This is a genomic window from Actinomadura viridis, assembly GCF_015751755.1.
In the GTDB taxonomy this organism is placed as follows: Bacteria; Actinomycetota; Actinomycetes; order Streptosporangiales; family Streptosporangiaceae; genus Spirillospora; species Spirillospora viridis.
Genome location: NZ_JADOUA010000001.1, coordinates 378,929 through 404,558, shown reverse-complemented (window position 1 = coordinate 404,558; position 25,630 = coordinate 378,929). Strand labels below are relative to the sequence as shown.

Below are 25,630 nucleotides of genomic sequence, written 5' to 3'. Positions count from 1 at the left end.
CTGTACGCGTTGGTTGCCGGGTCCGGAGCCTCCGGACTGAGATCATCGATTACCTGGGCGAAGCGCGTGCTTGGCCGGAGGTGGCCGATGGGCCCGTTGGGCGCCTTCGACGAGGAACTCCGGGTAACGATGCACTCGTTGGCCAACCGAACGCGGACGCGCCTCCGGGTGCCCGGAACACGCCCGCGAAGGAGTGGACGGCGCCCTCGCCGGAGAGGGGAACGTCCTGCCATCTCCACCCGCCCTTCCGCTCGATCACCCGACTCCTTCGCCCCGGCCGTGAACGAAGATCGTGAATCGTTTCAAGCTACGCTTCGGCTCGGAACGCTAGGCGGCCGGATCCGGCCCGTCAAGCGCCGGTTGACCACTATGTGCACACAGGATGACACCGCGTGTGACCCATCGTCCGGGGGGTCACCGCGGAAAGCTCGATAACCTGCGAAAACAGTCCCGGGGTCGACGAGGAGTGAGTTGCCACAGAGCAGTATCCGCGAAGTCGCGAGGCGTGCCGGAGTCTCAGTTGGGACCGTTTCGAATGTCCTAAACCGGCCAGACCTCGTGGCCGAAGCTACCCGTGACCGTGTTCGCGCGGCGATCCAGGAGCTCGGCTTCGTCAGGAACGAGTCCGCCCGGAGGCTCCGCCAGGGGCCCTCCCGGGCCGCCTACGATCGTCGCGCGACAACGCCGCGCCCCCGGGCGTTCGGCATCGTCGTCGAGGACCTCACCAACCCCTACGCCTCCGACGTCGCCCGCGGCGCCGAGCTCACGCTCAACGAGGCGGGGCACGACGCCCTGTGGCTCAGCAGCGACCACTCGCCGGACAAGGAGCGGCGCAGCCTGGAGCTGCTGGCCGAGCACCAGGCCGCCGGGGTACTGATCGTCCCGGTGGGCATCGGGCCGGCCGACATCGACCGGGTGCGCGCCTCCTCCGGCATGGCCGTGGTGCTGATCGACCACGCCGGGCCCGACGTGTGCTCGGTCCAGGTGGACCATGTCGCCGGCGGCGACATCGCGGCCGCCCATCTGCTGTCGCTGGGCCGCCACCGGCTGGCCTTCGTCACCGGGGCGCAGGGGCCGCAGCCGTGCGCCGAGCGCGGCCACGGGGCCGCGCGGGCGCTGGCCAAGGCGGGCGGCGGCAAGCTGTTCACGCTGCGGCAGGACGCGCTGTCCCCGACCGAGGGCCAGGCCGCCGCCCATCGGCTCCTGAAGCTGTCGCCCGTGCCGGACGCCGTGTTCTGCGCCAACGACCTGCTGGCCATCGGCATGATCAACGAGCTGCAGCGGCTCGGGGTGCGGATACCCGACGACATCGCCGTGATCGGCTACGACGACATCGAGCTGGCGTCCAGCTCGGCCGTCCCGCTGACCACCATCCGGCAGCCCCGGTACGCGGTGGGCGAGGAGGCCGCCGAACTCGCGCTGGCCGAGTTCGCGGAGGGCGAGTCACATCTGCATCGCCAGGTGATCCTCACCCCCGAGCTGGTGATCCGCGAGTCCGCGTGAGCTCTCGAAGTCCCGGCCTACGTCGCTCGCCTGGCGGCTCGCACCTCACCGGGCCTTGGCGAGCGCGGCATCGCTCCGCGATCTGCCCGGTGAGGCTCGCCACCGGCATCGCCCCACCGGGCAGGTGACGCGCTCGCGCGGTGGCCGAGGCCACTTCGAGGCCGAACCCAGCGCCCAGGGGCGCCCCGGACGGCCCTCGCGGGCCGTCCGCGCCCCGGCGGGCGGCTACTCCGGCTTGACCAGCGGGAAAAGGATGGTCTCCCGGATGTTCTTTCCGGTGAAAGCCATGATCATCCGGTCGATCCCGGCGCCCATCCCGCCGGTCGGCGGCATCGCGTACTCCAGCGCCCGCAGGAAGTCCTCGTCCAGCTGCATCGCCTCGGCGTCGCCTCCGGCGGCCAGCAGCGACTGCTCGGTGAGGCGGCGGCGCTGCTCGATCGGGTCGATGAGCTCCGAGTACGCGGTGCCCAGCTCGGTGCCGAAGCCGATGAGGTCCCACTTCTCGGTGAGCAGCGGCTCCCGGCGGTGCTGCCGGGTGAGCGGCGAGGTCTCCAGCGGGTAGTCCATGACGAACGTCGGCTGCACCAGCGTGTGCTCGACCAGTTCCTCGAACAGCTCCTGGACCAGCCTGCCCTGCCCCCACTGGGGGTTGGCCTCGACGCCTCGCGCCTCGGCGTGCTTGCGCACCCGCTCCATCGGGGTGTGCGGGGTGATCTCGTCGCCCAGCGCCTCCGACACCGCGCCGTACAGCGTGATCCGCGGCCACTCGGGCAGCCCGAGGTCGATCTCCCGGCCGTCGTGGACGACGACGGTGGTGTCCAGCGCGGCGACGACCGCACGCTGGTACATCCGCTGGGTCAGGTCGGCCATGTCGTTGTAGTCGAGATAGGTCCCGTACGCCTCGAGCATCGTGAACTCGGGGTTGTGGGTGGCGTCCGCGCCCTCGTTGCGGAAGTTGCGGTTGATCTCGAAGACCTTGTCGATGCCGCCCACCACGAGCCGCTTGAGGTACAGCTCGATCGCGATCCGCAGGTACAGATCCATGTCGTAGGCGTTGATGTGGGTCTGGAACGGCCGTGCCGCCGCCCCGCCGTGGATCGGCTGCAGCATCGGGGTCTCGACCTCGAGGTACCCCTCCTCGTGCCAGAAGTCGCGGACCGCGCGGACGGTGGCGCTGCGGACGCGGGCCATGGCGCGCGCCTCGTCGTTGACGATGAGGTCCACGTACCGCTGCCGGACCCGCGCCTCGGGGTCGGTCAGGCCCGCGTGCTTCTCCGGCAGCGGGCGCAGGCACTTGGACGTGATCGCGAAACCGTCGGCCATCACCGACAGCTCGCCGCGGCGGGAGGTGATGACCTCGCCCTCGACGCCGACATGGTCGCCGAGGTCGACCTCGCGCTTCCAGAAGTCCAGCGTCTCCTGCCCCACCTTGGCCAGCGACAGCATGACCTGGAGATCGCCTGTGCCGTCGCGGAGGGTGGCGAAGCACAGCTTGCCGGTGTTGCGGATGAGCATGACGCGGCCGGTGACGCCGACCTTGTCGCCCGTCTCGGTGCCCGGCTCCAGGTCGGGGTATTTCTCCCGCACCTCGGCGAGGGTCGCGGTGCGGGGGAAGGTCACCGGGTACGGATCGATCCCGCTCTCGCGAAGCCGGTCGAGCTTCTCCCGGCGCACCCGCATCTGCTCCGGGAGTTCGTCCCGGGCGATGTCGGCGCCGGGGTGTCCGGCGGGGGCGTCCCCGCCGGACGAGGCGTCGTAGGTCTCGTCACTCACGGGCCCAAGGCTACCGATCCCGTGCGATGCCCCGCGAACGTTCGGCCCGCGGCCCGGTACGAGCCGGGGCGCCCGGGGTCAGGGGGTGTTGCGCTGGTAGATGAGGCGGAGGCCGACGAGGGTGAGCCAGGGCTCGTGCTCGTCGATGCTGCGGGCCTCCTCCAGCACCAGCGGGGCGAGCCCGCCGGTGGCGATCACCGTGACCTCGTCCGGCTCGGCCGCCAGCTCCTCCGACATGCGCTCGACGATGCCGTCCACCTGCCCGGCGAAGCCGAAGATGATCCCGGACTGGAGCGCCTCGACGGTGTTCTTGGCGATCACGCTGCGGGGCCGGACCAGCTCGATCTTGTGCAGCTGGGCGCCGCGGACCGACAGCGCGTCGATCGAGATCTCGATGCCGGGGGCGATGGCGCCGCCCACGTACTCGCCCCGGGCCGACACCGCGTCGAAGGTGGTGGCGGTGCCGAAGTCGACCACGATGGCCGGGCCGCCGTGCAGGTGCACGGCCGCCAGGGCGTTGACGATCCGGTCGGCGCCGACCTCCTTGGGGTTGTCCATCCGGACCGGCACTCCGGTCTTGACACCCGGCTCCACGATCACCGCGGGCACGTCGCCGTAGTAGCGGCGGCACATCTCCCGCATCTCGTGCAGGACGGAGGGGACGGTGGAGCACAACGCGATCCCGCTGATGTCCGTCTCGGCCAGGAGCGGGCTCTGCTGGACCAGTCCCTGAAGGACCACCGCGATCTCGTCGGCGGTGCGGCGCGGGTCGGTGTTGATCCTCCAGTGCTCGATCACCTCGTCGCCCTCGAACAGGCCGAGGACGGTGTTGGTGTTACCGACGTCGATGGTGAGCAGCATCAGGTCCCCGCTGATCAGGTGAAGTCAAGGCCGATGTCGAACACGCGCGCCGAGTGCGTCAGCGCGCCTACTGCAAGGTAGTCCACACCGGTCACGGCCACATCTCGGGCCCGGTCCAGAGTCAGCCCGCCGCTGGCCTCCAGCTCCGCCCGGCCCGCGACGCGCCGGACCGCCTCGGCCGTCTCGGCGTCGCTCATGTTGTCCAGCAGGATCGCGGTGGCACCGGCCGCGATCGCCTCATCGACCTGGTCGAGGGTGTCGCACTCGACCTGGACGTGCAGGGACGGGTAGACCGTACGGATCGCGTGGAAGGCCCGGGTGACGGAGCCGGCCGCGGCCACGTGGTTGTCCTTGACCAGGGCGGCGTCGTGCAGGCCCATCCGGTGGTTGACGCCCCCGCCGCACCGCACCGCGTACTTCTGCAGCGTGCGCAGGCCCGGCAGCGTCTTGCGGGTGTCGCGGACCCTGGCCTTCGTCCCGGCGATCGCGTCGGCCCAGCGGCGCGTCTCGGTGGCGATGCCCGACAGGTGGGTGACCAGGTTCAGGGCGGTGCGCTCGGCGCGCAGCACGGCCCGGGTCTGGCCGGAGACGGTGAGCAGCACCTGCCCGGCGGTCACCCGGTCGCCGTCGGCGGCCTTGGCCTCGTACCCCACCTCCAGCAGCTCGAAGACGACCTCGGCCACCGGGATCCCGGCGACCACGCCGTCCTCGCGGGCGGTGAAGTCGCCGGACGCGACGTCGCCGGGCGCGAAGATCGGCTCGCTGGTGACGTCGGTCTCACCGTCCTCGGCCAGGGCCGTCCGGACCAGGTTCTCCACAGCCTGTGGATCGAGCCCGGCCGTGCGCAGCCGTTCCTCCAGCTCCGGGGTCATCGTCGTTCCTTCCTCTCGTCCGCGGCACCGGTCCGGCGGAGCGGTTCGTAGGCGGTGTCCAGGCCACCGCCGTCCATCCGGACGACCAGGTGGCCCGCCCAGGCGGTGTCGTCGCGTTCGGGGAAGTCCTCGCGCCAGTGGCTGCCCCGGGTCTCCTCGCGGCGGCGCGCGGCGGCGACGATCGCGGTCGCCACCGTGTGCAGGTTGGTCGCCTCCCAGGCCGCCACGCCCGGCTCGGGCCGGGCGTCCCCCGGGGCGGGGACGAGGGCGCGCAGCTCGCGTTCGGCGGTGGCCAGCCCCTCGGCGCCGCGCAGCACCCCGGCGTGCGCCGTCATGATCCGCTGGATGTCACCCCTCGCGGACGGGGCGATCAGGCCGCCGCCTTCACCGGGGTCCTCCGCCCGGGGCGCCGCGGCGTCCGCTGGGACCGTTCCGATCCCGGCGGGCGGCGCGGCGAGGTCGGACCGCAGGGCCGCGCCGATGCGCTCGGCGAAGACCAGCCCCTCAAGCAGGGAGTTGGACGCCAGCCGGTTGGCTCCGTGCACGCCCGTGCAGGCGACCTCACCACAGGCGTACAGGCCCGGCACGGAGGTACGGCCGTAGAGGTCGGTGCGCACGCCCCCGCTGGCGTAGTGGGCCGCCGGGACCACCGGGATCGGCTCGGTCACCGGGTCGACGCCGTGGTGGCGGCAGGCGGCCAGGATCGTCGGGAACCGCCGTTCCCACACCCGGGCGCCCAGGTGCCGCCCGTCCAGCAGCATGCAGGACGCCCCGGTCTCCCGCATCCGGTTCATGATCCCCTTGGCCACCACGTCCCGCGGCGCCAGCTCGGCCAGCTCGTGCCGGCCCACCATGAACCGTTCGCCCGCGTGGTCGATCAGGTGGGCGCCCTCGCCCCGTACCGCCTCGGAGATCAGCGGCTGCTGCCCCCGCGCGCCCTCGCCCAGCCACAGCACCGTGGGGTGGAACTGGACGAACTCCAGGTCCGTCACGGCCGCCCCGGCGCGCAGCGCGAGCGCCACCCCGTCCCCGGTCGAGACCTCGGGGTTGGTCGTGGCCGAGAACACCTGCCCGAGACCCCCGGTGGCCAGCACCACCGCCCGGGCCCGTACGGCACCGACCCCGCCGGGCTGGCCCTCCCCCATCACGTGCAGGGTCACCCCGGCCGCGCGCCCGGCGCCGTCCCGCAGCAGGTCCAGCACCAGCGCGTGCTCGATGACCCGTACGCCGTCGCTCCCCGGGGACGCGCCCTCGGCGTTCTTGAGGGCCGCGAGGAGGGCGCGGCTGATCTCGGCGCCGGTGGCGTCGCCGCCCGCGTGCGCGATCCGGCGCCGGTGGTGGCCGCCCTCGCGGGTCAGCGCGATGCCGCCGCCGTCCTCCCGGTCGAACGCGGCGCCGAGGGCGATGAGCCGCCGTACGGCGTCCGGGCCCTCGGCGACCAGGGCGCGCACCGCCTCCTCGTCGCAGAGCCCGACCCCGGCGGTCAGGGTGTCGGCCAGGTGCTCGGAGGGACTGTCGTCGGGGGCCAGCGCCGCCGCGATCCCGCCCTGCGCCCAGCGGGTGGAGCCCGCGTCCAGGAGCGCCTTGGTGACCAGCAGGACCCGCCCGTACGGACGGCAGTGCAGGGCCGCGACCAGCCCGGCGATACCGGAGCCGATCACGACGACGTCGGTGTCGACGGTCCAGCCGGGCGCGGGGGCGGTCAGGTGCCGAGGGGTCATGACACCCTCCTCAGAGGTCGGTTCTCGTCATTGTGACACTAACCCCCGACACGACCGCTGACCGACCCCCTCCACTCCGCTGCGCTGTCAGCGTGCGTTCTCTACAAGATCTCCGCGGACGCCGTCCGATCCGGGCACGGGCTCGGCCGGGTCCTGGCCGAGGGAGATGATCGAGTTGTCCCGGTCGACGTGCACCACCCGGGGGCGGAAGGAGCGCGCCTCCTCGTCGGTCATCGCGGCGTAGCTGATGATGATCACCAGGTCGCCGGGCTGCACCAGGCGGGCGGCGGCGCCGTTGATGCCGATCACGCCGGAACCGCGCTCGCCCGCGATCAGGTAGGTCTCCAGCCGGGCACCGTTGTCGATGTCCACCACCTGCACCTGCTCGCCGGGCAGCAGGTCGGCGGCGTCCATCAGGTCCTGGTCGATGGTCAGCGACCCCACGTAGTGCAGGTCGGCCTGGGTGACCGTGGCGCGGTGGATCTTGGACTTGAACATCGTCCGGAACATCAGGACTCCTTGGGGGAACCGAACCGCAGGGGGAGGTTGTCGATCAGGTGGGTGGTGCCGACCCGGCCCGCGACGGCGAGCACGGCCGGGCCCCGGTGGGCGTCGTCGATCTCGGTGAACGTCGCCGGGTCGACCAGGACCAGGTAGTCCAAGGCGAGCGGCGGGTCCTCGGCGGCGGCCTTGTCCAGGACGGCGCGGGCGGCCTCGACGGCCGCGGCGGGCCCGGCGGCGGACGCGTCCTCGCCCGCCCGCAGGGCGCGGGACAGGGACAGCGCGGTCCGCCGTTCGGGCTCCGACAGGTAGCGGTTGCGGCTGGACAGGGCCAGGCCGTCGGGTTCGCGGACGGTCGGGGCGCCCACGACCCGTACCGGGACGTCCAGGTCGGCGACCATGCGGCGGATCATCGCCAGCTGCTGGGCGTCCTTCTCCCCGAAGATCGCCGCGTCCGGGCGGACCAGCTGGAACAGCTTCATGACCACGGTCAGCATCCCGTCGAAGTGGCCGGGCCGCGTGATCCCCTCCACCCTCTCGCCCATCGGCCCGGAACGGATCGTGACCTGCGGCTCGGCCGGGTACATCACCTCGCGGGAGGGCGTGAAGACCAGCCCGGCGCCCTCCGCCGCGCACACGGCGAGGTCGTCGTCGAGCGTACGGGGGTAGCGCTCGAAGTCCTCTCCGGGCCCGAACTGCAGGGGGTTGACGAAGACGCTGACCGCGACGGTGTCCGCGTGCTCGCGGGCCGCGCGGATCAGGGAGCGGTGCCCCTCGTGCAGGGCGCCCATCGTCGGCACCAGCGCCAGCGTCCCCTGGACGCGCGAGCGCGCCGCCGCCAGTTCCGCGCGGGTCCGGGCGATGACGGGGGTCACGCCGCCTCCTCGCGGAAGCGGCTGTGCTCGGTGGCGCTCCCGCGCGGGGACGGTGTCGGCTGCCTCACTGAACCTCCTCGGATCAATCCGCCAGCACTTCGAGGAGCCTTTCGGCGTCCTCGGGCTTGAGCAGTCCGGCCGCCAGCACCCGGTCGGCGGTCAGCCGGGCCAGCGCGACGTAGGCGCGGCGCCCCTCGGGAGATTCCCGGCCCAGCGCCTCGACGTGGTCGGCGACCGTGCCGGCGTCGCCCCGGGCGACCGGCCCGGTGAGGCCGTCGATGCCGAGCCGCAGCGCGTTGTCCAGCGCGGCGCCCAGCAGCGGCCCGAGCATCCGGCCCGGCTCGGCGACCCCGGCCCGGCCCAGCGTCTCCATCGCCTCGACCACCAGCGTGACCAGGTGGTTCGCTCCGCCGGCGAGGGCGGCGTGGTAGAGGGGGCGGCGGTCCTCGGCGATCCAGGACGGCTCACCGCCCATCTCCAGCACCAGCGCCTCGGCGACCGGGCGCAGCGGGTCGGGCGCGGTCACGCCGAACGAGATGCCGGTCAGCCGGTTCACGTCGTCGGGCCGGCCGGTGAACGTCATCACCGGGTGCAGCGCCAGCGGCAGCCCCCCGGCGCGGGTGACCGGTTCCAGTACGGCCGTCCCGAACCGGCCGCTGGTGTGGGCGACCAGCTTGCCCTCGACGGGCACGCCGGTCGAGACCAGCCCGGCGGCCAGGTCGGGCAGCACGTCGTCGGGGACGGTGAGCAGCACCAGGTCGGCGGCGGCCACGACCTCCTGCGGGGTGGTCAGGGCGGCGCCCGGAAGCCGTTCCTCGGCGCGCCGCAGCGACCGCTCCGAGACCGCCGACGCGGCGGTCACGCGATGGCCGGCGCGGGTGAGCGCCACGCCGAGCGCGGTGCCGACGCGGCCGGCCCCGACGACGCCGACCGCCAGCCGCGCGGGCCTGTCCTCGGGCCGGGCCGCGCCGCCGGACGAGCCGTTTTCGGGCGTGCCGGAGGAAGGCGTGCGCTGTCGATCCATGAATCCGTTCCAGTCCTCAGGTAGGTACCGGACGTGCGCGACCCAGCGTACCCGCGCGTCCCGGACGGCACAGCACTGCGGGGACCCTTACGTTCCGGCGATAATGTGACTACCGAACGTTACGTAAAAACTCGCTGCGCGCGCCACGTTCCCGGCCCGGTTTCCGGGTGGGGGCTTGCGCCGCCCGTCCAGGGACGATAACTCTGAGTTGCGCTGGTCACGCGGAGTAATGACAGTTGCTCCGCCAACGTCTCCGTCCCACCGCTCATCCCGTACGAGCGGTGGGACGGAGGCCCGGCCGGCGCGGGCGGCTCAGTCCTGCGACAGCGACGCCACGATCGAGGCCCGTGCGGCCCGCCGCGCGGGCAGGACGGCGGCCAGCATCCCGGCCGCCGCCGCCAGCACCATGAACCCGGCGATCCGCAGGTACGGCAGCGCGACGACCGCGTCGTCGTCCATCGCCCGCGTCGCCGCCCAGCCGAAGCCCACCCCGAGCACCACCCCGGTCAGCGCCCCGATCACGGCCATGACCAGCGCCTCCACCGAGAGCATCCGGCGCAGCTGCCCGCGGGTGAGCCCCAGCGCCCGCAGCAGCGCCGACTCGCGGGTCCGTTCCACCACCGACAGGGTCAGGGTGTTGGCGATGCCGAACAGCGCGATCACGATCGCCAGCCCGAGCAGCCCGGCGAAGATCATCAGGACGGTGTCGATGGCCCCGCTGAACTCCTCCCTGATCTCCGCGGCCGAGGCGACCTTGGCGGTCGGGTACGGGCGGGCGGCGTCGTCGACGGCCTTGCGCGCCGCGGCGGCGGAGATCCCGCCGGCGGCCTTGACGTAGACCCGGGCCGGGTCGGTCGCGGCGAACAGCCGCTCGAAGTCGGCCCCGGTCACCACGAGCCCGGTCATCGGCACGTCCCCGCCGAAGATCCCGGCGATCCTCAGCCGCACGGGCGCGCCCTCCCGTTCCGGCCTCGCACCGTCCGGCCCGGTCCCGTCCGGCCGCGCCCCGGTGCCGGGCCGCGCGCCCTCCCCGGTCCGTCCGGCCGCTTCGCCGGGACGGGGCCCGCGCGGCAGGGGCTCGACGGTGACGACCTGTCCCACCCGCAGGTTCCGCTCGCGGGCGGTCTTCACGTCCAGCAGCGCGCCGCCGGGCCGGAGGTCCTTCAGGGAGCCGCTCTCGAACTCGGGCTTGATGACGGTGCCCAGCGCCGACTCGGTGATCGACGTCACCCCGCCCTGGCGTCCGGCGACCCGCGCGGCCCGCTCCCGCTGCTCGATCACCGCGCCGAGCTCCGGCCGTCCCCGCAGCCGCTCCGCGAGCGCGTGCGGGACCCCCTGGACCCGGTTGAGCTGGGGATGGATCACGAAGTCCACCGGGAAATGCGTGTCCAGCTGCCGCTCGGAGCTGGCCTTGCTGCTGGCGGCGACCACCGCGAACAGGCTCATCAGCCCGACCCCGATGGTGAGCGCGATCGTCGTGGTGGCGGTGCGCCGCGGCGAGCGGCGCGCGTTCTGCACGGCCAGCCGGCCCGGCACCCCGGCGACCCGGCCCGGGAGTGCGCCCACCAGGCGCGACAGCGGCCGGACGAGCGCGGGCATCACGGCGATCACCGCGAGGAAGACCAGGGCACCGGCCGCCGCCACCGCGTACATGGCCGCCGGGCCCTTCTCCAGCACCACCGAGCCGAGCACCACGCCCGCCCCGCCCAGCGTGCCGAGCAGGACGGCGAGGACGGTCCGGACGCGGCCGAGCCGGAAGCGGGCGCTGCCCGGCTCCAGATCCGCGCGCAGCGCGGTCACCGGCGCGACCCGCGTCGCGGCGCGCGCGGGGAGCAGTGCCGCCAGGACGGTGACGACGGTGCCGACCGCCAGCCCGACCAGGACGGTACGGGGCGCGAGCGAGGCGTCGCCGGGCGGCATCTCGGGGGCGCCCGGCCCGGACACGCCGAACGCGTCCAGCAGTGCCAGCACCCCGGCGCCCAGCCCGAGCCCGGCCGCCAGGCCGAGCACCGAGCCGACCAGCCCGACGACGGCGGACTCGGCCAGCACCCCGCCGAAGATCTGGCGGCGGGTGGCGCCGACGCAGCGCAGCAGCGCCATCTCGCGCATCCGCTGCGCGATCAGGATGGCGAAGGTGTTGTAGATGACCAGGGCCGACACCAGCATCGCGACCAGCCCGAACAGCAGCAGCCCGGTACGGATGATCTTGGTGTCGGCGCCCGCCTCGGCGGCCAGCCGGTCGGCCAGCCGCGCGCCGGTCAGCACCTCGTGCCCGCCCCCGCCGACGGCCCGCGCGATCGCGGCGCGGCCGGCGCCCGCCACGTCGATCTCCCGGTAGGTCCGTTCACCGGTCATCCGGGCGGCGGTCGCCGCGTCGAAGCCCACCGCGCCGCGCCGGCTCGCCTCGGCGTCGAGGCCGACGTCGAGCAGGCCCACGACGGTGAACCGGTGCGGCCGGTCGCGGGCGTCCAGGACCGTGATCGTGTCGCCGACCCCGAACCGCTCCCGCTCGGCCACCCGCGCGTCCAGGACGGCCTCGGCCGGCCCGGCCGGCGCCCGGCCCTTCTCGAACTCGTGGCGCAGCAGCCGGCCGCCGGTGATCGAGACGCCGAGGGTGGGGACGTCCCCGACGGCCTTGCCGTCCCGGCCGAGCAGCGCGGCGTCACCCTGGACGATGCCCTGCGCCTCCACCACGCCCGGCACCGCGCGGATCCGGGCCAGCAGATCGGCGGGCAGGCCGTCCTTGTTCCCCGGGCGCGGCAGCACCGCGACGTCGACCTTGCCCGCGGAACGGGCGAAGGTCTTCTGCACGCCCGCGTCCATGGTGTCGGTCAGGACGAAGGTCCCGGCGATGAAGCCCACGCCGAGGGTGATGGCCACCGCCGTGAGCAGCAGCCTCACCTTGCGGGCCAGCAGGCCCGCGAGGGTCGTCTTCAGCATGGCTCAGCCGCCCAGGCTCTTGAGACCGTCGAGGACGGTGCCGGGCGTCGGCTCGTGCAGCTCGCTGACGATCAGCCCGTCCCGCAGGAACACCACCCGGTCGGCGTACGAGGCGGCCACCGGGTCGTGGGTGACCATGACGATCGTCTGGCCCATCTCGCGGACCGAGGCGCGCAGGAAGGACAGCACCTCGGCGCCGGACGCCGAGTCCAGGTTGCCGGTCGGCTCGTCGGCGAAGATCACCTCGGGGCGGGCGACCAGGGCCCGGGCGCAGGCGACCCGCTGCTGCTGCCCGCCGGACAGCTCGCCGGGACGGTGCTTCAGCCGGTCGCGCAGCCCGACCACGTCGATGACCTGGTCGAACCAGGCCCGGTCGGGCGCGCGCCCGGCCAGCTGGGACGGCAGCAGGATGTTCTGCTCGGCGGTCAGCGTGGGCAGCAGGTTGAACGCCTGGAAGACGAACCCGACGCGGTCGCGGCGCAGCAGGGTGAGGCGGCGGTCGCTCATCCCGGTGATCTCGACGTCGCCCAGCAGGACCCGGCCCCCGCCGATGGTGTCGAGCCCGGCCAGGCAGTGCATGAGGGTGGACTTGCCGGAACCGGACGGTCCCATGATCGCGGTGAAGGCTCCCCGTGCGAACTCGACGCTCACCCCGCGCAGCGCGTGGACGGCCGCGTCGCCGCTCCCGTACACCTTGGTCACGTCGAGGGCCGTGACGGCGGGCGGTGCCGTGCCGGCCCCGGCCGCTCCTCCGGGCGGGGTGGTGAACGTACTGGTCACGATGGCTCCTTGGGGTGTGATGACGACCGTGACCACGCTAGGAACGGGCGGCGGCGCTGCCATCGGCCCCGCGGCCACGACCGGCGTCGGCATCAGGGCGGGTCCGGGCGCCGCCGTACGACCTGAGTCGTACGACTTCCTCACCGGCCGGTGACACGGCCCCGTCACCGGCCGGGGAGCCGCGGTCGCACGACCGCGGTTCCCCCCGGCGCGGTCGCGTGACCCGCGGCCCGCGCCGGCGGCGGCGCTCGGCCGGCGGGCATGGAAAACGCCGGAGACCCTGTCTGGGTCTCCGGCGTTCTCGGAATCTCAGAACCGGCTGGTGCGGTTCGCGATCCTGGGCCGGCCCGGTGCGGACGGGGCGGGGCGTCCCCCGCCGTCGCCGATCAGTAGCCCGAGCCGCCGTTGGTGCCCTGGCAGCCGGCCAGGATGTGGCCGACGGCGACGATGTTGTTGCCGCAGACGACGATCGGCGCGTTGACCTTCACCGGGACGTTGATGACGTTGCCCGTCAGCACCTCGTCGTTGACGTCGGCGCTGGCCGGCGACGAGGAGAGCATGAGGGCGCCGGTGACGGCGAAACCGAGGACGCCGGTCGCGGCGAGCTTCTTGAGCATGGGGATCCTCCCGTACGTGGTGGCCGTGGGGCCCTGCCTGCATGCACATGTGTGCCTGCTCCACCGCCCGCGGGGGACGGCGGTGCGTTCACGTAAAGTAGTTATCCAGATACTCTTGGGTAACTCCAAGCAGACCCTGACTTCGGTGACGAATGGTCATCGGAAAGTGATCTCGCTGTTACTCATCGTCACCTATTTGCCCGGTCTTGACCAGACCTGTCTCATAAGCGAAGACCACCGCCTGGACCCGATCCCGCAGGTTGAGCTTCATGAGGATCCGTCCCATATGCGTCTTGACGGTCGCCTCTGACACGTGGAGCCGTGCGGCGATCTCGGCGTTGGACATCCCGCGGGCGACCAGCCGCAGCACCTCGCCCTCCCGCCCGGTCAGCGTCGCCAGCGCCCCGCTCGCCCGCCGTTCGGCGTCGGGCAGGTGCACCGCGAACCGGTCGAGCAGCCGCCGGGTGGTGCTGGGCGCGACGACCGCGTCACCCGAGTGGACCGCCCGGATCGCCTCGATCAGCTGGGGCGGGCCCGCGTCCTTGAGCAGGAACCCGGCCGCCCCCGCCTTGATCGCCGCGAACGCGTACTCGTCCAGGTCGAACGTGGTGAGGATGATCACCTTGGGGCCCTCGCCGCCCGCGCTCCCGCCGTCCGCGCTCCCGGCGCCCGCACGACCGCCGCCCGCGCGCCCGGCGCCCGCCGTGATCCGCCGGGTGGCCTCGATGCCGTCCATCCGGGGCATCCGGACGTCCATCAGCACCACGTCGGCGGAGACCGTCCGCAGCCGCTCCAGCGCCTGGACGCCGTCGCCCGCCTCGCCGATCACCTCGATGTCGGGCTGGGCGTCCAGCACCATCGTGAACCCCGCCCTGACCAGCTCCTGGTCGTCCACGAGCAGCACCCGCACGGGCCGGTCGGCCCCCTCGCCGCCCCCGCCGTCGTCGTCGCCCGTCCCGTACCCCGCCCGCGCGCCCGGGTCCCGCCCCGCGCGCCGCCCTGGCTCGCTCACCGCCGTACCTCCTCGCGCACCGGGATCAGCGCGACCACCTCGAATCCTCCGCCGGGCCGCGGCCCGGCCTCCACCCGCCCGCCGTACACCGCGGCGCGCTCGCGCATCCCCAGCAGACCGTGCCCGCGTCCGTCGGGGACGGCGGCGGCACCGCGGCCGTCGTCGGTGACGCGCAGCTCGATCGCGTCGTCCCCGTAGTGGAGCAGGACCCGCGCGGACGCTCGGGGGCCGCCGTGCTTGAGGGTATTGGTCAGCGCCTCCTGCACGATCCGGAAGACGGCCAGCTGGCGGCCCTCCGACATCTCCAGCGGCACCCCCTCGACGCCGAAGTCCAGCGGCAGTCCCGCGTCGCGGATCTGCTCCACCAGCTCGGTGAGCTGGGCGACGCCCGGCTGCGGGACGTACGGCCCCGCGTCGTCGCTCTCCCGCAGCACGCCCAGCATCCGGCGCATCTCCGCGAGCGCCTGCCGGCCGGTCACCGAGATCGTCTCCAGCGCCTGGCGGGCCCGCCCGGTGTCGGTGTCGATGGCGTACGAGGCGCCGTCCGCCTGCACCACGATCACGCTCACGTTGTGCGCGACGACGTCGTGCAGCTCGCGGGCGATCCGGGCGCGCTCGGCCGCCATCGCGACCTGGACCTCGGTGTCGCGCTCGCGTTCCAGCCGCGCCGCCCGTTCCTCCAGCGAGCGCAGGTACGCCCGCCGGGTGCGCATGTGCAGCCCGAGCAGCCACACCCCCGCGACGATGACGGTGAGGGTGAGCAGCGAGTACCGCTGGTCCTCCCAGCCGGAGACGAACCGCAGCGCCGCCAGGACCCCGCCGCCCTCGGCGACCGCCAGGGCGGCCAGGCCCCAGCGGAACGAGTGGCCCGCCGCGATCGTGTAGAGCGCCATCAGGACGCTCACGTTCGCCACCAGCGGCGGCACGTTCACCACCACCTGGGCGAACGAGACGAGGCAGACCACCGCGAACACCGAACGCGGGAACGTGCGCCGCAGCAGGAGCGGCAGCAGCAGGGACAGCGACCAGGCCATGAAGACGAGGCAGTTCATGCCGTAGCCGTTGTTCACCAGCCCGGTCAGGGAGAGCAGGAACAACGGTGCCGCGAGGAACCCGTCCACCAGGGGCAGGGTGCCGCGGCACCGGTTCCAGAATCTCCTGACCATGCGGGCAGGGTACTTTCGCGCAGATAGGCGCCGGATCCACCCGGAGTCGGACCCGCGTACGACCCGGGGATGGCCCCGGAGCCGCCCGGCCCGCGCCCGGAGCCGCCCGGCCGGGCAACGGACGGTCTCCCGGCGCGGTAACGTCGCAGTCGTGGCGGCGTGGGTGACGTGGCGGACCGCGATGGAGCGGGCACTGTACGGGCCGGGCGGCTTCTACCGGCGCGGCGAGCGCCCGGCCGAGCACTTCCGCACCTCGGTGCACGCCTCCGAGCGCTTCGCCGCGGCCCTGGCCCGGCTGCTCGTGGAGGTGGACGCCGCCCTCGGCCGCCCGCCCCGCCTCGACCTGGTCGACGTCGGCGCGGGAAGCGGGCGGCTGCTGGTCGCGGTCGCCGCGCACCTCCCGCCGGACACCGCCGCCCGCCTCGCCCCGGCCGCGGTCGAGATCGCGCCCCGCCCCGCCGGGCTGCCCGCCGCGATCCGCTGGCTGGACGGCCTCCCCGACGCGGTCACCGGCATGGTCATCGCCAACGAGTGGCTGGACAACGTGCCGATCGACGTGGTCGAGCAGGGCCCGGACGGGCCGCACACCGTGCTCGTCGACCCCGTGACCGGCGCCGAGCGGGCCGGGCCGCCGCCCGCCGCCGAGGACGCCGCCTGGCTGGAACGCTGGTGGCCGCTGCGCGAGCCGGGCGACCGCGCCGAGGTCGGCGCCCCGCGCTGCGGCGCGTGGGCCTCGGTCGTCGGCCGGCTGCGCGCCGGGCTCGCCGTCGCCATGGACTACTCCCACACCCGTGGCGCGCGCCCGGTGTACGGCACGCTGACCGGCTACCGGGACGGCGCCACCGTCCCCGCCGTACCGGACGGGTCGTGCGACGTGACCGCCCATGTCGCCCTGGACGCGTGCGTCGCGGCCGGGGCGCGGGCCGGCGCCGCCGCGACGCTGCTCACCACGCAGCGCGAGGCCCTGCGGGCGCTCGGCCTCAGCGGGCGCCGTCCCCCGGCCGAGACGGCGTCCAGCGACCCGCGCGGCTACGTCGCCGCGCTCTGCGCCGCCGGGGAGGAGGCCGAGCTGATCGACCCGGGAGGGCTGGGCGGCTTCGGCTGGCTCGTCCAGACGGCGGGCGTCCCGCTCCCGCCCTCGCTGTCCGGCCTGGCCGGCGGGTCCGGATCAGTTCCGGGCGAGTCCTCCGCGTACGGCGCTCAGATCTCGACCTGAAGCCCCTGGAGCCCGCGCAGCACGTAGCCGGGCTTCCACTCGGGGTCCCGGGTCGGCCGCATCCCGGGCGCCAGCCGCAGCAGCGCCCCGTACGACTCGGCGAGCTCGATCCGCGCCAGGGGCGCCCCCAGGCAGTAGTGGACGCCCAGCCCGAACGTGATGTGCGGGTTGGGGTCGCGGCCGAGGTCCAGCCGGTCGGGGTCGGCGAACACCTCCGGGTCCCGGTTGGCGGACGCGAACTGCAGCGCCACCTCGGCACCGCGCGGGATGTCCACGTCCCCGACCCGGATGTCCTCCAGCACCCAGCGCTCGAACATGGGCGCCGGGGTGTCGTAGCGCATCAGCTCCTCGGCCGCCGACGGCACCAGGGAGTGGTCGCCGCGCAGCCGGTCCAGCTCGCCCGGGTTGCGGAACAGGGCCCACCAGCCGTTCCCGGTGGCGTTGACCGTGGCCTCGTGCCCGGCGTTGAGCAGCAGCACGCAGGTGCCGATCAGCTCGTCCTCGGTCAGCCGGTCGCCGCCCTCGTCCACGACCTGGGCCAGCGCGCTGATCAGGTCGTCGCGCGGGTGGTCCCGCCGGGCCCGGGCCAGCCCGCGCAGGTAGTCGGAGAACTCCACGGCCGCCCGCACCGCGGTCCGCTGCGCCTCCTCCGGCGGGTTCAGCTCGTACATCCCGCAGATGTCGGCCGACCAGGGCCGCAGCAGCGGCCGGTCCTCCGCCGGCACGCCCAGCATCTCGGCGATCACGTTGACCGGCAGCGGCTCGGCCACCTCCGCCAGCAGGTCGCCGCCGCCGCGCTCCGCCAGCCCCCCGGCCAGCTCCTCCGCCAGCCCGCGGATCATCGGCCGCAGCCCCTCCACCATCCGCGCGGTGAACGCCCTGGAGACCAGGCGCCGCAGGCGGGTGTGCGCGGGCGGCTCGACATCGAGCATCCCGGCCCGGATCAGGTCCCAGAACGGCCGCAGGAACTCCGCCTCCGGCTCCTGGCCGAACTCCTCGTGGCTCGCGACATGAAGGTAGGACCGGCCGAGCCTGCGATCCCGCAGCAGCGCGTCCACGTCCGCGTACCGCGAGACCACCCACTGGCCGGTCGGCTCGTGGAAGAACACGGGCCGCTCCGCGCGCAGCTCGGCGAACGCGGGATAGGGGTCGGCCACGAAGGCGGCCGACCAGGGGTCATAAGGCATGTCGCTCATACCGCGACGATAAGCCCTGGCCGGACGTCCTTTCACGGCCTTCTCCCGGCGCCCGCCGGGCCGCTCAGCGGGCGGCCCAGCGGCCCGGGTCCCCGGAGGCGGTACGGCGGGCCGCCAGCGCGCGGCGCGCGGTGGACTCCACGATGGCGCGGGCCTCGCCCAGGTCGCGGTCGGCGGCGGCCACCTGCACCGGGCCGGGCGGGGCGTCGACATGGACGGTGGCCAGGCCGAGCAGCCGCTGCACCGGGTTGACCGTGAGCCGGACGCTCTGCGCGCGGGCATGGGCGATCACGTCCGTACGGCGGCAGAGCCAGCCCCGCCGGGTCACGAAGATCAGGTCGTCGGTGCCGGCGCCGTCCGCCCGGTCCACCGCCACCGACCTGGACGAGGCGGGCAGCAGCGGCACCGCGTCCACCTGCGCGCCGGGGAAGATCAGCGAGACCAGGTGGACGGCCACGGGCCGCGGCGCCAGCGGCAGCACCATCGACGACAGCGCCTGCCGTTCCCCGGCGTACCCGGCGACCGTCACCTCCAGCCGGGCCCATCCGAACGCGCGCCAGATCAGCGGCTCGACGATGCCGACCGCCTGCACCCGGCCCGGCGGCAGCGTCTGCATCCGGGTCTCCAGCAGGCCGCAGCGCAGCCGGAGGCCGTCCGGGGACATCGCGACGGTGAAGTTGGCGTACATCACCAGCGGCGCGAGCACCGCCCGGATCAGTGCCAGCAGCGTCAGGACCAGCACCACCAGCATCGCGCCTTCCAGCAGGGAGAACAGGAAGATCAGCGAGGCCAGGAACAGCAGCCCGGTGCCCAGCACCGGCAGCCGCAGGATCAGCGAGGCCAGGAACGGCCCGAACGGGACGCGCCAGATCGGCCGTTCGGGCGCCTCCGGGGTGTGGCCGGGCAGCCCGGCGGCACGGGCGAGCAGCTCGGCGCGGAGCTGCTGGGCCGCGTGCCGTCCCAGGTAGCGCAGCGCGATCTCGCTCTGCTCGCCGCCCGCCAGCTCCACCCGGACCTCGGCCAGCGAGAACAGCCGGGTGACCAGCGGCCGGACCAGGTCGATCGCCTGGACGCGCGACAGCGGGATGCGGCGCTTGCGCTTGCGCAGCAGCCCGGTCTCCACCACCAGGTCGTCGTCGTCGATCCGGAACCGCAGTGCCAGCCAGCCCCACAGCCCGGCCACCACGGCGATGACCACGAACGGCACGGTCACGATCAGGAACTTGGCGATCGCGTCGGCCGAGAGGACCAGGGTGTCCTCGCGGCGGGTCAGGGCGAGCAGGAGGGGGAACCCCAGAAGGACGAAGTAGATGATGATGATGACGAACGCGCGCAAGGGCGCGGTCGCCCAGTGGAGGCGGTGCGTCCCCTCGGAGAAGCGCACGGGGGGCGGCGCGGGCCGGTAGTAAGGCGGGGGCCCGTAACCGGGTGGCCCGTACGGCGGCTGTCCGTACCCAGGCTGCCCGTACGGGGGACGGGGCTGCCCTGGAGGCCCGTAGGGGCCGTATGGGCCATGGGGTCCTTGGGGACCGGGAGGCCCTTGGGGGCCGGGAGGCCCGTAAGGCGGCCCCTGCGGTGGCTGCCCCGGATACGGCCCTCCCCCAGGCGGCGGACCGGGCGGAGGCCCACCAGGCGGAGGCCCACCAGGCGGGGGTCCGCCGGGCGGGGGTCCGCCGGGCGGGTTGTAGTGGCCGTGGGGGCCCTGTGGGCCGTAAGGGCCTTGTGGGCCGCTCATAGCCCCATGCTCCGTTCTTCGCCCTTCTGGGCGAGACGGTCGCGCAACTGCGCCGCCTCGGCGGCCGGCAGGCCCGGGATCTGGGCGTCGGTCGCGGCGGCGGCCGTGTGCATGCGCACGGTGGCGATGCCCATCCACCGCTCCAGCAGGCCCGCGGTCACGTCCACGAACTGCATCCGGCCGTACGGGACGACGATCAGCCGCTTGACGAACACGCCCTGCGTGACGATGAGGTCGTCGCCGCGCTCGGCGTACCCGTACGCGCGGTAGGCCAGCTCGGCCACGATCCAGGCGAGGACGACCGCCAGCAGGACCGCCGCCGCCCACAGGGCCATGCCGAGCGTCCCGCCGCCACGGAACACCAGGAAGCCGCCGACCAGCCCCACGGGGACGGCCGTCAGCGCCGCCATGATCCGCCGGTGCCAGGTGAAGCGCTTGGAGATGTGCGACCAGGCGAGCCCGCCGCCGGGCGCGAACGCCTGGTCGGCCGGGTAGAGCGGGGCCTGGTCCGCGGCCTGCGGCGGCGCGGCGGGCCCCGGTGGCGCCATCTGGGGGTGCATGCCCGGCGCTCCCGCCGGGGGCGGCCCCTGGTGCGGCCCCTGGTGCGGCGGCGCGGGCCGCGGCCCGGGCTGCGCGCCCGGCTGCGGGCCCGGCTGCGGCGGCTGGTGCTCGTGGCCAGGATTCATGACCCTCCGACGCCCCGGCCCGGGCATCCGCTCCGCGCCCCGAAACGACTCTCTCGTAGTGGATTCATAAGGAAATAACGCGACTCGCCGGATCCGTCCGGCGGTGGGCGATCGCCCGCCCGATGCCGACTCCCCTTCCCCGTGGCCGTCCTAGGTCCAGTCAACAGGAAACGCCCGGAGTCGCGCGAGCTTGAGCATGGCACGATGTGAGGCGTGACGAGCGGAACGCGACCCCGGGCGGCACGGTCCGCGATGATTGATGGCGGGTGACACGACCATGAGCACGGAGCGGATCGTCGGCATCGGCGCCGGGGCCAAGGAGCTCGCGACCGAGGACATGATCCTCAACATCGGCCCGCAGCACCCCTCCACCCACGGCGTGCTGCGGCTGCGGCTCGCCCTGGACGGGGAGCGCATCTCGGCGGCCGAGCCCATCATCGGCTACATGCACCGCGGCGCCGAGAAGCTGTTCGAGGTCCGCGACTTCCGGCAGATCATCGTGCTGGCCAACCGGCACGACTGGCTGTCGGCGTTCGCCAACGAGCTGGGCGTGGTGCTGGCGGTCGAGCGGATGCTGGGCATGGAGGTGCCGGTCCGGGCGGTCTGGGCGCGCACGCTGCTGGCCGAGCTCAACCGGGTGCTCAACCACCTGATGTTCCTCGGCTCCTACCCGCTGGAGGTCGGCGCGATCACGCCGATCTTCTACGCGTTCCGCGAGCGCGAGGCGCTGCAGCACGTGATGGAGGAGATCTCCGGCGGCCGGATGCACTACATGTTCAACCGGGTGGGCGGCCTGAAGGAGGAGCTGCCCGCCGGCTGGACCGGGCGGGCCCGCCGCGCGGTCGCCGACGTGCGGTCCGGGATGTCGGACATCGCCGGCCTGATCCTGGGGAACGAGATCTTCCGCGCCCGGACCCGCGGCGTGGGCGTGCTCAGCCGCGAGCAGATCCTGCAGTACGGGGTGTCGGGCCCCATCGCCCGCGCCTCGGGCGTCGACTTCGACCTGCGCCGCGACGAGCCGTACCTCGCGTACGGCGAGCTGGCCCCGCGGGTGGTGACCCGGACCGAGGGCGACTGCCTGGCCCGGTTCGAGTGCCTGGTGGACCAGGTGTACGCCTCGCTGGACCTGGCGGACGCGTGCCTGGACCGGCTGGCCGAGCTGCCGCCCGGCCCGATCAACCAGCGGCTGCCCAAGGTGCTGAAGGTCCCGGAGGGGCACACCTACGCCTGGACCGAGAATCCCCTCGGCATCAACGGCTACTACCTGGTGTCCCGCGGTGAGAAGACCCCGTGGCGGCTCAAGCTGCGCTCCGCCTCGTTCAACAACGTCCAGGTCCTGACCGAGCTGCTGCCGGGCAACCTGGTCGCCGACATGATCGCCATCCTCGGCTCGATGTTCTTCGTCGTCGGCGACATCGACAAGTAGCCCGGCCGAGCGCCCCGGACGGGCGCCCCGGACGGGCGCCCCGGACGGGCGCCCCGGCCGAGCGACCCCGGCGCCCGCCCTGGTCAGGCGCGGGAGGCTCCGCGCTCGTGCTCCTCGTCGTCCGGGCCCTTGGGGACCCGGCACGCGTACTCCAGGAAGAACGCGGCGCCGACCAGCACCAGGGCGGCCAGGAACGTCCCGCCGCTGACGAAGAAGTCGGTGCGGGGGGTCTGCTTGTCGAGCGAGTCGGCCAGGCTGAGCGCGAAACCGGCGAACACCCCGGCCAGCACCGCGGCGGCGTGCGCGCTCGCCTTGCCCAGCGCCGCCATCCGCGCCACGACCAGCGGCTCGACCGGCCGGGTGCCGGGCTTGCGGCGGATCCGGCGCAGCACGTTCCAGCCGGTGAACGCCTCGCCCAGCGCGAGCAGCAGCAGGGTCGGCACCGCGGTCCACGGGAGCAGCGGCAGGGTGACGTAGGCGGTCTCCATCACCGCCCAGGTGATCAGGCCGATCACGACCACCAGGGCGATGAGGAACGTCGGGTGGGACGGTTTCAGGGTGGGGTTCATGCAGGCTTCATGCGGGCGGCTGGAGGGTCAGGTCGTCGCGGCGGCGCAGCGGGCCGCGTTCCGCCGTCAGGGCCGCGGCCAGGTCGCCGACCCGGCCGTGCCCCGGGAGCAGCACGTCCGGCTCGATGTCGGCCCAGGGCACCAGGACGAACGCCCGCTCGTGGGCGCGGGGGTGCGGGAGGGTCAGGTCCGGGTCGTCGGAGGTGACGTTGCCGAACACGACGATGTCGATGTCCAGGGTGCGCGGCCCCCAGCGGACCTCGCGGGTGCGGCGCATGGAGTTCTCGATGTTGAGGACCCGCTCCAGCAGGTTCTCCGGTGGGAGCCGGGTGTCGGCCACCACCACCACGTTGAGGTAGTCGCCCTGCTCGGGGATGTCCTCGCCGGGCGGGGCGAACGGGGCGGTCTCGTACACCGGCGACAGCGCCACGAAGGAAAGCCCCGGCGCGTCGAACAGCGCGTCGACCGCCTCCTGGATGTTGTCCAGGCGATCGCCGAGGTTGCTGCCCAGCGAGAACACGACCCGGTGGGCCACCAGCATGTGGCCACCGGTCGCGGTGCGGTCGGGCATGCGTTCGGACGATGTCATGGGCGAATCCTCCTGATCTTCACGGCCACGTCCGTGAAGGGGTGCGGCACCGGAGCGCTGGGCTTGTGCACGGTGACCTCGACCTCGGTCACCGTCGCGTCTTGCAGGCAGACCGCCGCCAGGCGTTCGGCCAGCGTCTCGATGAGAGCGACGGGCTCCCCTTCGACGACGGCGACCAGCCGGCTCGCGAGCGATCCATAGTCGACCGTACGGGACAGGTCATCATCCGCTGCGGCGGGGGCGGTGTCCAGCCCGAGCGAGACGTCCACCACGAACTCCTGGCCCAGCTCGCGCTCGGCGGGCAGCACGCCGTGCCGGCCCCGGGCGCGCAGCCCGCGCAGCTCGATGCGGTCGAGGCCCCGGCGGACCGGACGGCCCGTGTCCGGGTGGTCCGTGTCCGGGCGATCCGTGTCCGGACGGCCGGTGTCCGGGCGGTCCGCGTCTCGGCGGTCCTTGTCCGGGAGATCCAGGTCTGGGCGGTCCGAGCTCATTCTTCCTCTGTGCCGTTCAGGATGGGGGATCCGTGGTGGAGCAGGAGCCGCCACTCCCCGCCGGACCGGACGAACACGTTGCTCGCCACGATGCTCCCCCCGGCGAGGAACCCGGCCTCGGTGCCCTCGTCGGCGGTGAGGATGTTCTCCTTGCAGGTGACCACGGCCTGATCCCCGTAGACGTCGGTCTCGACCTCGGTGAGGACGAACTGGATGTAGCTGGTGTTCGCCATGATCAGCGCCCAGGACCGCAGCACCTCGTCCCGGCCGCGCAGCAGCGACCAGCCGGGGTGGACGCACGTCACGCCGGCCGCGTACGGACCGTCGGCCCAGACCGCGGCCATCCGGTCCAGATCGCCCTCCTCGAAGGCGGCGTAGAACTCGGCGTTGGCCTCCATCAGCTGGGCCCGGTCCACGGCGTTGCTCATCGGCCGGCGCTCCCCCCGTGATCGGCCGGGCCCCCGGCGGCGCGCACGGCCGCGGCGATCCGGACTGCGTCGGCGTTGGGCCGCACCCGGTGCACCCGGACGCACCAGGCCCCGGCCGCGGCGGCCAGGGCCGACACGGCGACGGTGGCGTCGTCGCAGTCGGTGAAGGCGCGCGGGACTCCGTCGGGCCCGGCCAGGAGCTTGCCCAGGAAGCGTTTGCGGGACGCTCCGACCAGCACCGGGTAACCGGTGCCCGTCAGCGCGTCCAGATGGGCCAGCAGTGACCAGTTGTGGCCCGCGTCGGGGCTCTTGGCGAAGCCCAGCCCCGGATCGAGAACGATCATCGCCGGGTCGACCCCCTCGGCCAGCACGGCGTCCACCCGGCGCAGCAGCTCCTCGCGGACCTCGGCGACCACGTCGGCGTAGATCGCGCGGGTCTGCATGTCATGGCTGTGCCCGCGCCAGTGCATGACCACGTACGGGACGCCGGTCGCGGCGACCGCGCGGGGCATGTCGGGGTCGGCCAGCCCGCCGCTGACGTCGTTCACCAGCCGGGCCCCGGCGGCCACGGCCGCCTCGGCGACCTCGGCGCGCATGGTGTCGATGCTGACGGGGACGCCGGCGGCCGACAGCGCCTCGATCACCGGGATCACCCGGCGCAGCTCCTCGTCGCGGGAGACCCGCTGCGCGCCCGGCCGGGTGGACTCGCCCCCGACGTCGATGAGGTCGGCGCCCTCGGCCACCAGATCGAGGCCGTGCCTGATCGCCTTGTCGGCGTCGAACCAGGTCCCCCCGTCGGAGAACGAGTCGGGGGTCACGTTGACCACCCCCATCACCAGGCACCGCCCCGGCGCGGGCAAGCCCGGAACAACGGCAGCGGTCATGCCACCAGCCTATGCCTTGATCCCCACCGTTCCGCGCCCCGCCCCGGCCCCGTGATCAATACAACGCCGCTCAAGACAACGCCGATCAAACCGGCGCCGATCGGGACGGCTCCGCCCCTGGCCGGGCCGGCGGCGGGCCGCCGACCGGTCAGGTGTTCCCCAGGATCAGGCTCATGGCCTCGGCACGGGTCTCGGCGTGCTCGCGGAAGTCACCGCGCACCGCCGAGGTGACCGTCTTGGCGCCGGGCTTGCGCACGCCGCGCATGGTCATGCACAGGTGCTCGGCCTCGATCACCACGATCACGCCGCGCGGGTCCAGGATCCGCATCAGCGCGTCCGCCACCTGGCTGGTCAGCCGCTCCTGCACCTGGGGGCGCCGCGCGTAGACGTCGACCAGCCGGGCCAGCTTCGACAGCCCGGTGATCTGGCCCTTCTCGTTGGGCGTGTAACCCACGTGCGCCACCCCGTGGAACGGGACGAGGTGGTGTTCGCAGGAGCTGTACACCTCGATGTCCTTGACCAGGACCATCTCGTCGTGGTCGGCCTCGAACACCTTGTTGAGGACGTCCTCGGGGGTCTGCCGCATCCCGGCGAACTGCTCGGCGTAGGCGCGCGCCACCCGGGCGGGGGTGTCGCGGAGCCCGTCGCGATCGGGGTCCTCCCCGATCGCGAACAGGATCTCGCGCACCGCCCGCTCGATCCGGGCGTGGTCGAACCCCTGGAGGTCCGTCACGAGGCGCTCCTCGCCGTACGGAACGGTCACGT

The 25,630-nt window shown here is 73.7% G+C and carries 25 protein-coding genes; 4 read left to right on the top strand and 21 right to left on the bottom strand.

From position 1 onward, the window contains the following. Nucleotides 1-471: 471 nt before the first annotated feature. Nucleotides 472-1,503, top strand: coding sequence for a LacI family DNA-binding transcriptional regulator (locus tag IW256_RS01670; protein ID WP_197009252.1), 1,032 nt, complete (start codon nucleotides 472-474; stop codon nucleotides 1,501-1,503). A 225-nt stretch (nucleotides 1,504-1,728) separates the two neighbouring features. Here IW256_RS01670 and lysX read toward each other — a convergent pair whose 3' ends face one another. From lysX to IW256_RS01625, 9 genes are all read right to left on the bottom strand, one after another. Continuing rightward, nucleotides 1,729-3,210 (bottom strand): bifunctional lysylphosphatidylglycerol synthetase/lysine--tRNA ligase LysX, encoded by a 1,482-nt coding sequence (gene lysX / locus IW256_RS01665; protein ID WP_307829381.1) that lies wholly within the window; start codon nucleotides 3,208-3,210, stop codon nucleotides 1,729-1,731. Nucleotides 3,211-3,354: 144 nt separating this feature from the next. After that, nucleotides 3,355-4,137, bottom strand: coding sequence for a type III pantothenate kinase (locus IW256_RS01660; protein WP_197009251.1), 783 nt, complete (start codon nucleotides 4,135-4,137; stop codon nucleotides 3,355-3,357). A 14-nt stretch (nucleotides 4,138-4,151) separates the two neighbouring features. Next, nucleotides 4,152-5,009, bottom strand: coding sequence for a carboxylating nicotinate-nucleotide diphosphorylase (gene nadC, locus IW256_RS43060; protein ID WP_197009250.1), 858 nt, complete (start codon nucleotides 5,007-5,009; stop codon nucleotides 4,152-4,154). Beyond that, the gene (locus IW256_RS01650) at nucleotides 5,006-6,730 is read right to left on the bottom strand and encodes an L-aspartate oxidase (RefSeq protein ID WP_197009249.1); all 1,725 of its coding nucleotides are present in this window, start codon (nucleotides 6,728-6,730) and stop codon (nucleotides 5,006-5,008) included. The genes nadC and IW256_RS01650 overlap by 4 nt, the downstream gene beginning before the upstream one ends. Before the next feature lie 87 nt (nucleotides 6,731-6,817). Further along, nucleotides 6,818-7,240, bottom strand: coding sequence for an aspartate 1-decarboxylase (gene panD / locus IW256_RS01645; RefSeq protein WP_197009248.1), 423 nt, complete (start codon nucleotides 7,238-7,240; stop codon nucleotides 6,818-6,820). Then, on the bottom strand, nucleotides 7,240-8,106 hold the full coding sequence (gene panC, locus IW256_RS01640; protein WP_197009247.1) for a pantoate--beta-alanine ligase: 867 nt from the start codon (nucleotides 8,104-8,106) through the stop codon (nucleotides 7,240-7,242). Before panC ends, panD begins: the two co-directional genes overlap by 1 nt. A gap of 82 nt (nucleotides 8,107-8,188) precedes the next feature. Continuing rightward, on the bottom strand, nucleotides 8,189-9,130 hold the full coding sequence (locus IW256_RS01635) for a Rossmann-like and DUF2520 domain-containing protein (protein ID WP_197009246.1): 942 nt from the start codon (nucleotides 9,128-9,130) through the stop codon (nucleotides 8,189-8,191). A 312-nt stretch (nucleotides 9,131-9,442) separates the two neighbouring features. Further along, nucleotides 9,443-12,070 carry an ABC transporter permease gene (locus tag IW256_RS01630; RefSeq protein ID WP_197009245.1) on the bottom strand — a complete coding sequence of 876 codons (2,628 nt, stop codon included), beginning with the start codon at nucleotides 12,068-12,070 and terminating at the stop codon, nucleotides 9,443-9,445. A gap of 3 nt (nucleotides 12,071-12,073) precedes the next feature. Next, nucleotides 12,074-12,850: an ABC transporter ATP-binding protein gene (locus tag IW256_RS01625; RefSeq protein WP_307828700.1), complete on the bottom strand. Its 777-nt coding sequence runs from the start codon at nucleotides 12,848-12,850 to the stop codon at nucleotides 12,074-12,076. Nucleotides 12,851-12,878: 28 nt separating this feature from the next. Here IW256_RS01625 and IW256_RS41995 point away from each other — a divergent pair, with 28 nt between their 5' ends. Next, nucleotides 12,879-13,004 carry a hypothetical protein gene (locus IW256_RS41995; protein ID WP_269217899.1) on the top strand — a complete coding sequence of 42 codons (126 nt, stop codon included), beginning with the start codon at nucleotides 12,879-12,881 and terminating at the stop codon, nucleotides 13,002-13,004. A 232-nt stretch (nucleotides 13,005-13,236) separates the two neighbouring features. Here IW256_RS41995 and IW256_RS01620 read toward each other — a convergent pair whose 3' ends face one another. The 3 genes from IW256_RS01620 to IW256_RS01610 all read right to left on the bottom strand — a co-directional run bounded on the left by IW256_RS01620 (nucleotide 13,237) and on the right by IW256_RS01610 (nucleotide 15,645). Further along, nucleotides 13,237-13,467 carry a chaplin family protein gene (locus IW256_RS01620; protein WP_197009244.1) on the bottom strand — a complete coding sequence of 77 codons (231 nt, stop codon included), beginning with the start codon at nucleotides 13,465-13,467 and terminating at the stop codon, nucleotides 13,237-13,239. Nucleotides 13,468-13,645: 178 nt separating this feature from the next. Further along, on the bottom strand, nucleotides 13,646-14,326 hold the full coding sequence (locus IW256_RS01615; RefSeq protein WP_231404191.1) for a response regulator transcription factor: 681 nt from the start codon (nucleotides 14,324-14,326) through the stop codon (nucleotides 13,646-13,648). A gap of 149 nt (nucleotides 14,327-14,475) precedes the next feature. Next, the gene (locus IW256_RS01610; RefSeq protein WP_197009243.1) at nucleotides 14,476-15,645 is read right to left on the bottom strand and encodes a sensor histidine kinase; all 1,170 of its coding nucleotides are present in this window, start codon (nucleotides 15,643-15,645) and stop codon (nucleotides 14,476-14,478) included. A gap of 151 nt (nucleotides 15,646-15,796) precedes the next feature. On the opposite strand from IW256_RS01610, the gene IW256_RS01605 reads away from it, so the two are divergent. Next, entirely contained in the window at nucleotides 15,797-16,861 is a 1,065-nt protein-coding gene (locus IW256_RS01605; protein ID WP_197009242.1) for an SAM-dependent methyltransferase, read from the top strand. Here the strand turns inward: IW256_RS01605 and IW256_RS01600 are convergent. From IW256_RS01600 to IW256_RS01590, 3 genes are all read right to left on the bottom strand, one after another. Further along, a complete protein-coding gene (locus tag IW256_RS01600) occupies nucleotides 16,846-18,057 on the bottom strand; it encodes a cytochrome P450 (RefSeq protein ID WP_231403605.1) in 1,212 nt (403 codons plus the stop codon). The two genes, IW256_RS01605 and IW256_RS01600, sit on opposite strands and share 16 nt — an antisense overlap. Before the next feature lie 64 nt (nucleotides 18,058-18,121). Beyond that, a complete protein-coding gene (locus tag IW256_RS01595) occupies nucleotides 18,122-19,441 on the bottom strand; it encodes a PH domain-containing protein (RefSeq protein WP_307828699.1) in 1,320 nt (439 codons plus the stop codon). Between the two features lie 347 nt (nucleotides 19,442-19,788). Further along, complete coding sequence (locus IW256_RS01590) at nucleotides 19,789-20,478, bottom strand: PH domain-containing protein (protein ID WP_231403604.1); 690 nt, start codon at nucleotides 20,476-20,478, stop codon at nucleotides 19,789-19,791. A gap of 277 nt (nucleotides 20,479-20,755) precedes the next feature. Here IW256_RS01590 and IW256_RS01585 point away from each other — a divergent pair, with 277 nt between their 5' ends. Further along, nucleotides 20,756-21,904, top strand: coding sequence for an NADH-quinone oxidoreductase subunit D (locus IW256_RS01585; protein ID WP_197009240.1), 1,149 nt, complete (start codon nucleotides 20,756-20,758; stop codon nucleotides 21,902-21,904). An 83-nt stretch (nucleotides 21,905-21,987) separates the two neighbouring features. On the opposite strand, the gene IW256_RS01580 is transcribed toward IW256_RS01585, so the two are convergent. The 6 genes from IW256_RS01580 to folE all read right to left on the bottom strand — a co-directional run bounded on the left by IW256_RS01580 (nucleotide 21,988) and on the right by folE (nucleotide 25,628). Beyond that, entirely contained in the window at nucleotides 21,988-22,473 is a 486-nt protein-coding gene (locus IW256_RS01580) for a DUF3180 domain-containing protein (RefSeq protein WP_307828698.1), read from the bottom strand. Nucleotides 22,474-22,480: 7 nt separating this feature from the next. After that, entirely contained in the window at nucleotides 22,481-23,062 is a 582-nt protein-coding gene (gene folK / locus IW256_RS01575) for a 2-amino-4-hydroxy-6-hydroxymethyldihydropteridine diphosphokinase (protein WP_197009239.1), read from the bottom strand. Beyond that, nucleotides 23,059-23,409, bottom strand: coding sequence for a dihydroneopterin aldolase (gene folB / locus IW256_RS01570; protein WP_307829379.1), 351 nt, complete (start codon nucleotides 23,407-23,409; stop codon nucleotides 23,059-23,061). Before folB ends, folK begins: the two co-directional genes overlap by 4 nt. Before the next feature lie 140 nt (nucleotides 23,410-23,549). After that, nucleotides 23,550-23,981, bottom strand: coding sequence for a nuclear transport factor 2 family protein (locus tag IW256_RS01565; protein WP_197009237.1), 432 nt, complete (start codon nucleotides 23,979-23,981; stop codon nucleotides 23,550-23,552). Continuing rightward, nucleotides 23,978-24,865 carry a dihydropteroate synthase gene (folP, locus tag IW256_RS01560; protein ID WP_231403603.1) on the bottom strand — a complete coding sequence of 296 codons (888 nt, stop codon included), beginning with the start codon at nucleotides 24,863-24,865 and terminating at the stop codon, nucleotides 23,978-23,980. The genes IW256_RS01565 and folP overlap by 4 nt, the downstream gene beginning before the upstream one ends. A gap of 148 nt (nucleotides 24,866-25,013) precedes the next feature. Continuing rightward, entirely contained in the window at nucleotides 25,014-25,628 is a 615-nt protein-coding gene (folE, locus tag IW256_RS01555; protein WP_307828697.1) for a GTP cyclohydrolase I FolE, read from the bottom strand. Between the last annotated feature and the right edge of the window lie 2 nt (nucleotides 25,629-25,630).

Coding starts and splice junctions, on each gene's coding strand:
- nadC (WP_197009250.1), bottom strand. CDS start 5,009: ATGACCCCGGAGCTGGAGGAACGGCTGCGCACGGCCGGGCTCGATCCA.
- IW256_RS01565 (WP_197009237.1), bottom strand. CDS start 23,981: ATGAGCAACGCCGTGGACCGGGCCCAGCTGATGGAGGCCAACGCCGAG.
- IW256_RS01620 (WP_197009244.1), bottom strand. CDS start 13,467: ATGCTCAAGAAGCTCGCCGCGACCGGCGTCCTCGGTTTCGCCGTCACC.
- IW256_RS01600 (WP_231403605.1), bottom strand. CDS start 18,057: ATGAGCGACATGCCTTATGACCCCTGGTCGGCCGCCTTCGTGGCCGAC.
- IW256_RS01585 (WP_197009240.1), top strand. CDS start 20,756: ATGAGCACGGAGCGGATCGTCGGCATCGGCGCCGGGGCCAAGGAGCTC.
- IW256_RS01590 (WP_231403604.1), bottom strand. CDS start 20,478: ATGAATCCTGGCCACGAGCACCAGCCGCCGCAGCCGGGCCCGCAGCCG.
- IW256_RS01635 (WP_197009246.1), bottom strand. CDS start 9,130: ATGGATCGACAGCGCACGCCTTCCTCCGGCACGCCCGAAAACGGCTCG.
- IW256_RS01580 (WP_307828698.1), bottom strand. CDS start 22,473: ATGAACCCCACCCTGAAACCGTCCCACCCGACGTTCCTCATCGCCCTG.
- folK (WP_197009239.1), bottom strand. CDS start 23,062: ATGACATCGTCCGAACGCATGCCCGACCGCACCGCGACCGGTGGCCAC.
- IW256_RS01615 (WP_231404191.1), bottom strand. CDS start 14,326: ATGGTGCTGGACGCCCAGCCCGACATCGAGGTGATCGGCGAGGCGGGC.
- panD (WP_197009248.1), bottom strand. CDS start 7,240: ATGTTCCGGACGATGTTCAAGTCCAAGATCCACCGCGCCACGGTCACC.
- IW256_RS01650 (WP_197009249.1), bottom strand. CDS start 6,730: ATGACCCCTCGGCACCTGACCGCCCCCGCGCCCGGCTGGACCGTCGAC.
- IW256_RS01610 (WP_197009243.1), bottom strand. CDS start 15,645: ATGGTCAGGAGATTCTGGAACCGGTGCCGCGGCACCCTGCCCCTGGTG.
- folP (WP_231403603.1), bottom strand. CDS start 24,865: ATGACCGCTGCCGTTGTTCCGGGCTTGCCCGCGCCGGGGCGGTGCCTG.
- IW256_RS01630 (WP_197009245.1), bottom strand. CDS start 12,070: ATGCTGAAGACGACCCTCGCGGGCCTGCTGGCCCGCAAGGTGAGGCTG.
- IW256_RS01660 (WP_197009251.1), bottom strand. CDS start 4,137: ATGCTGCTCACCATCGACGTCGGTAACACCAACACCGTCCTCGGCCTG.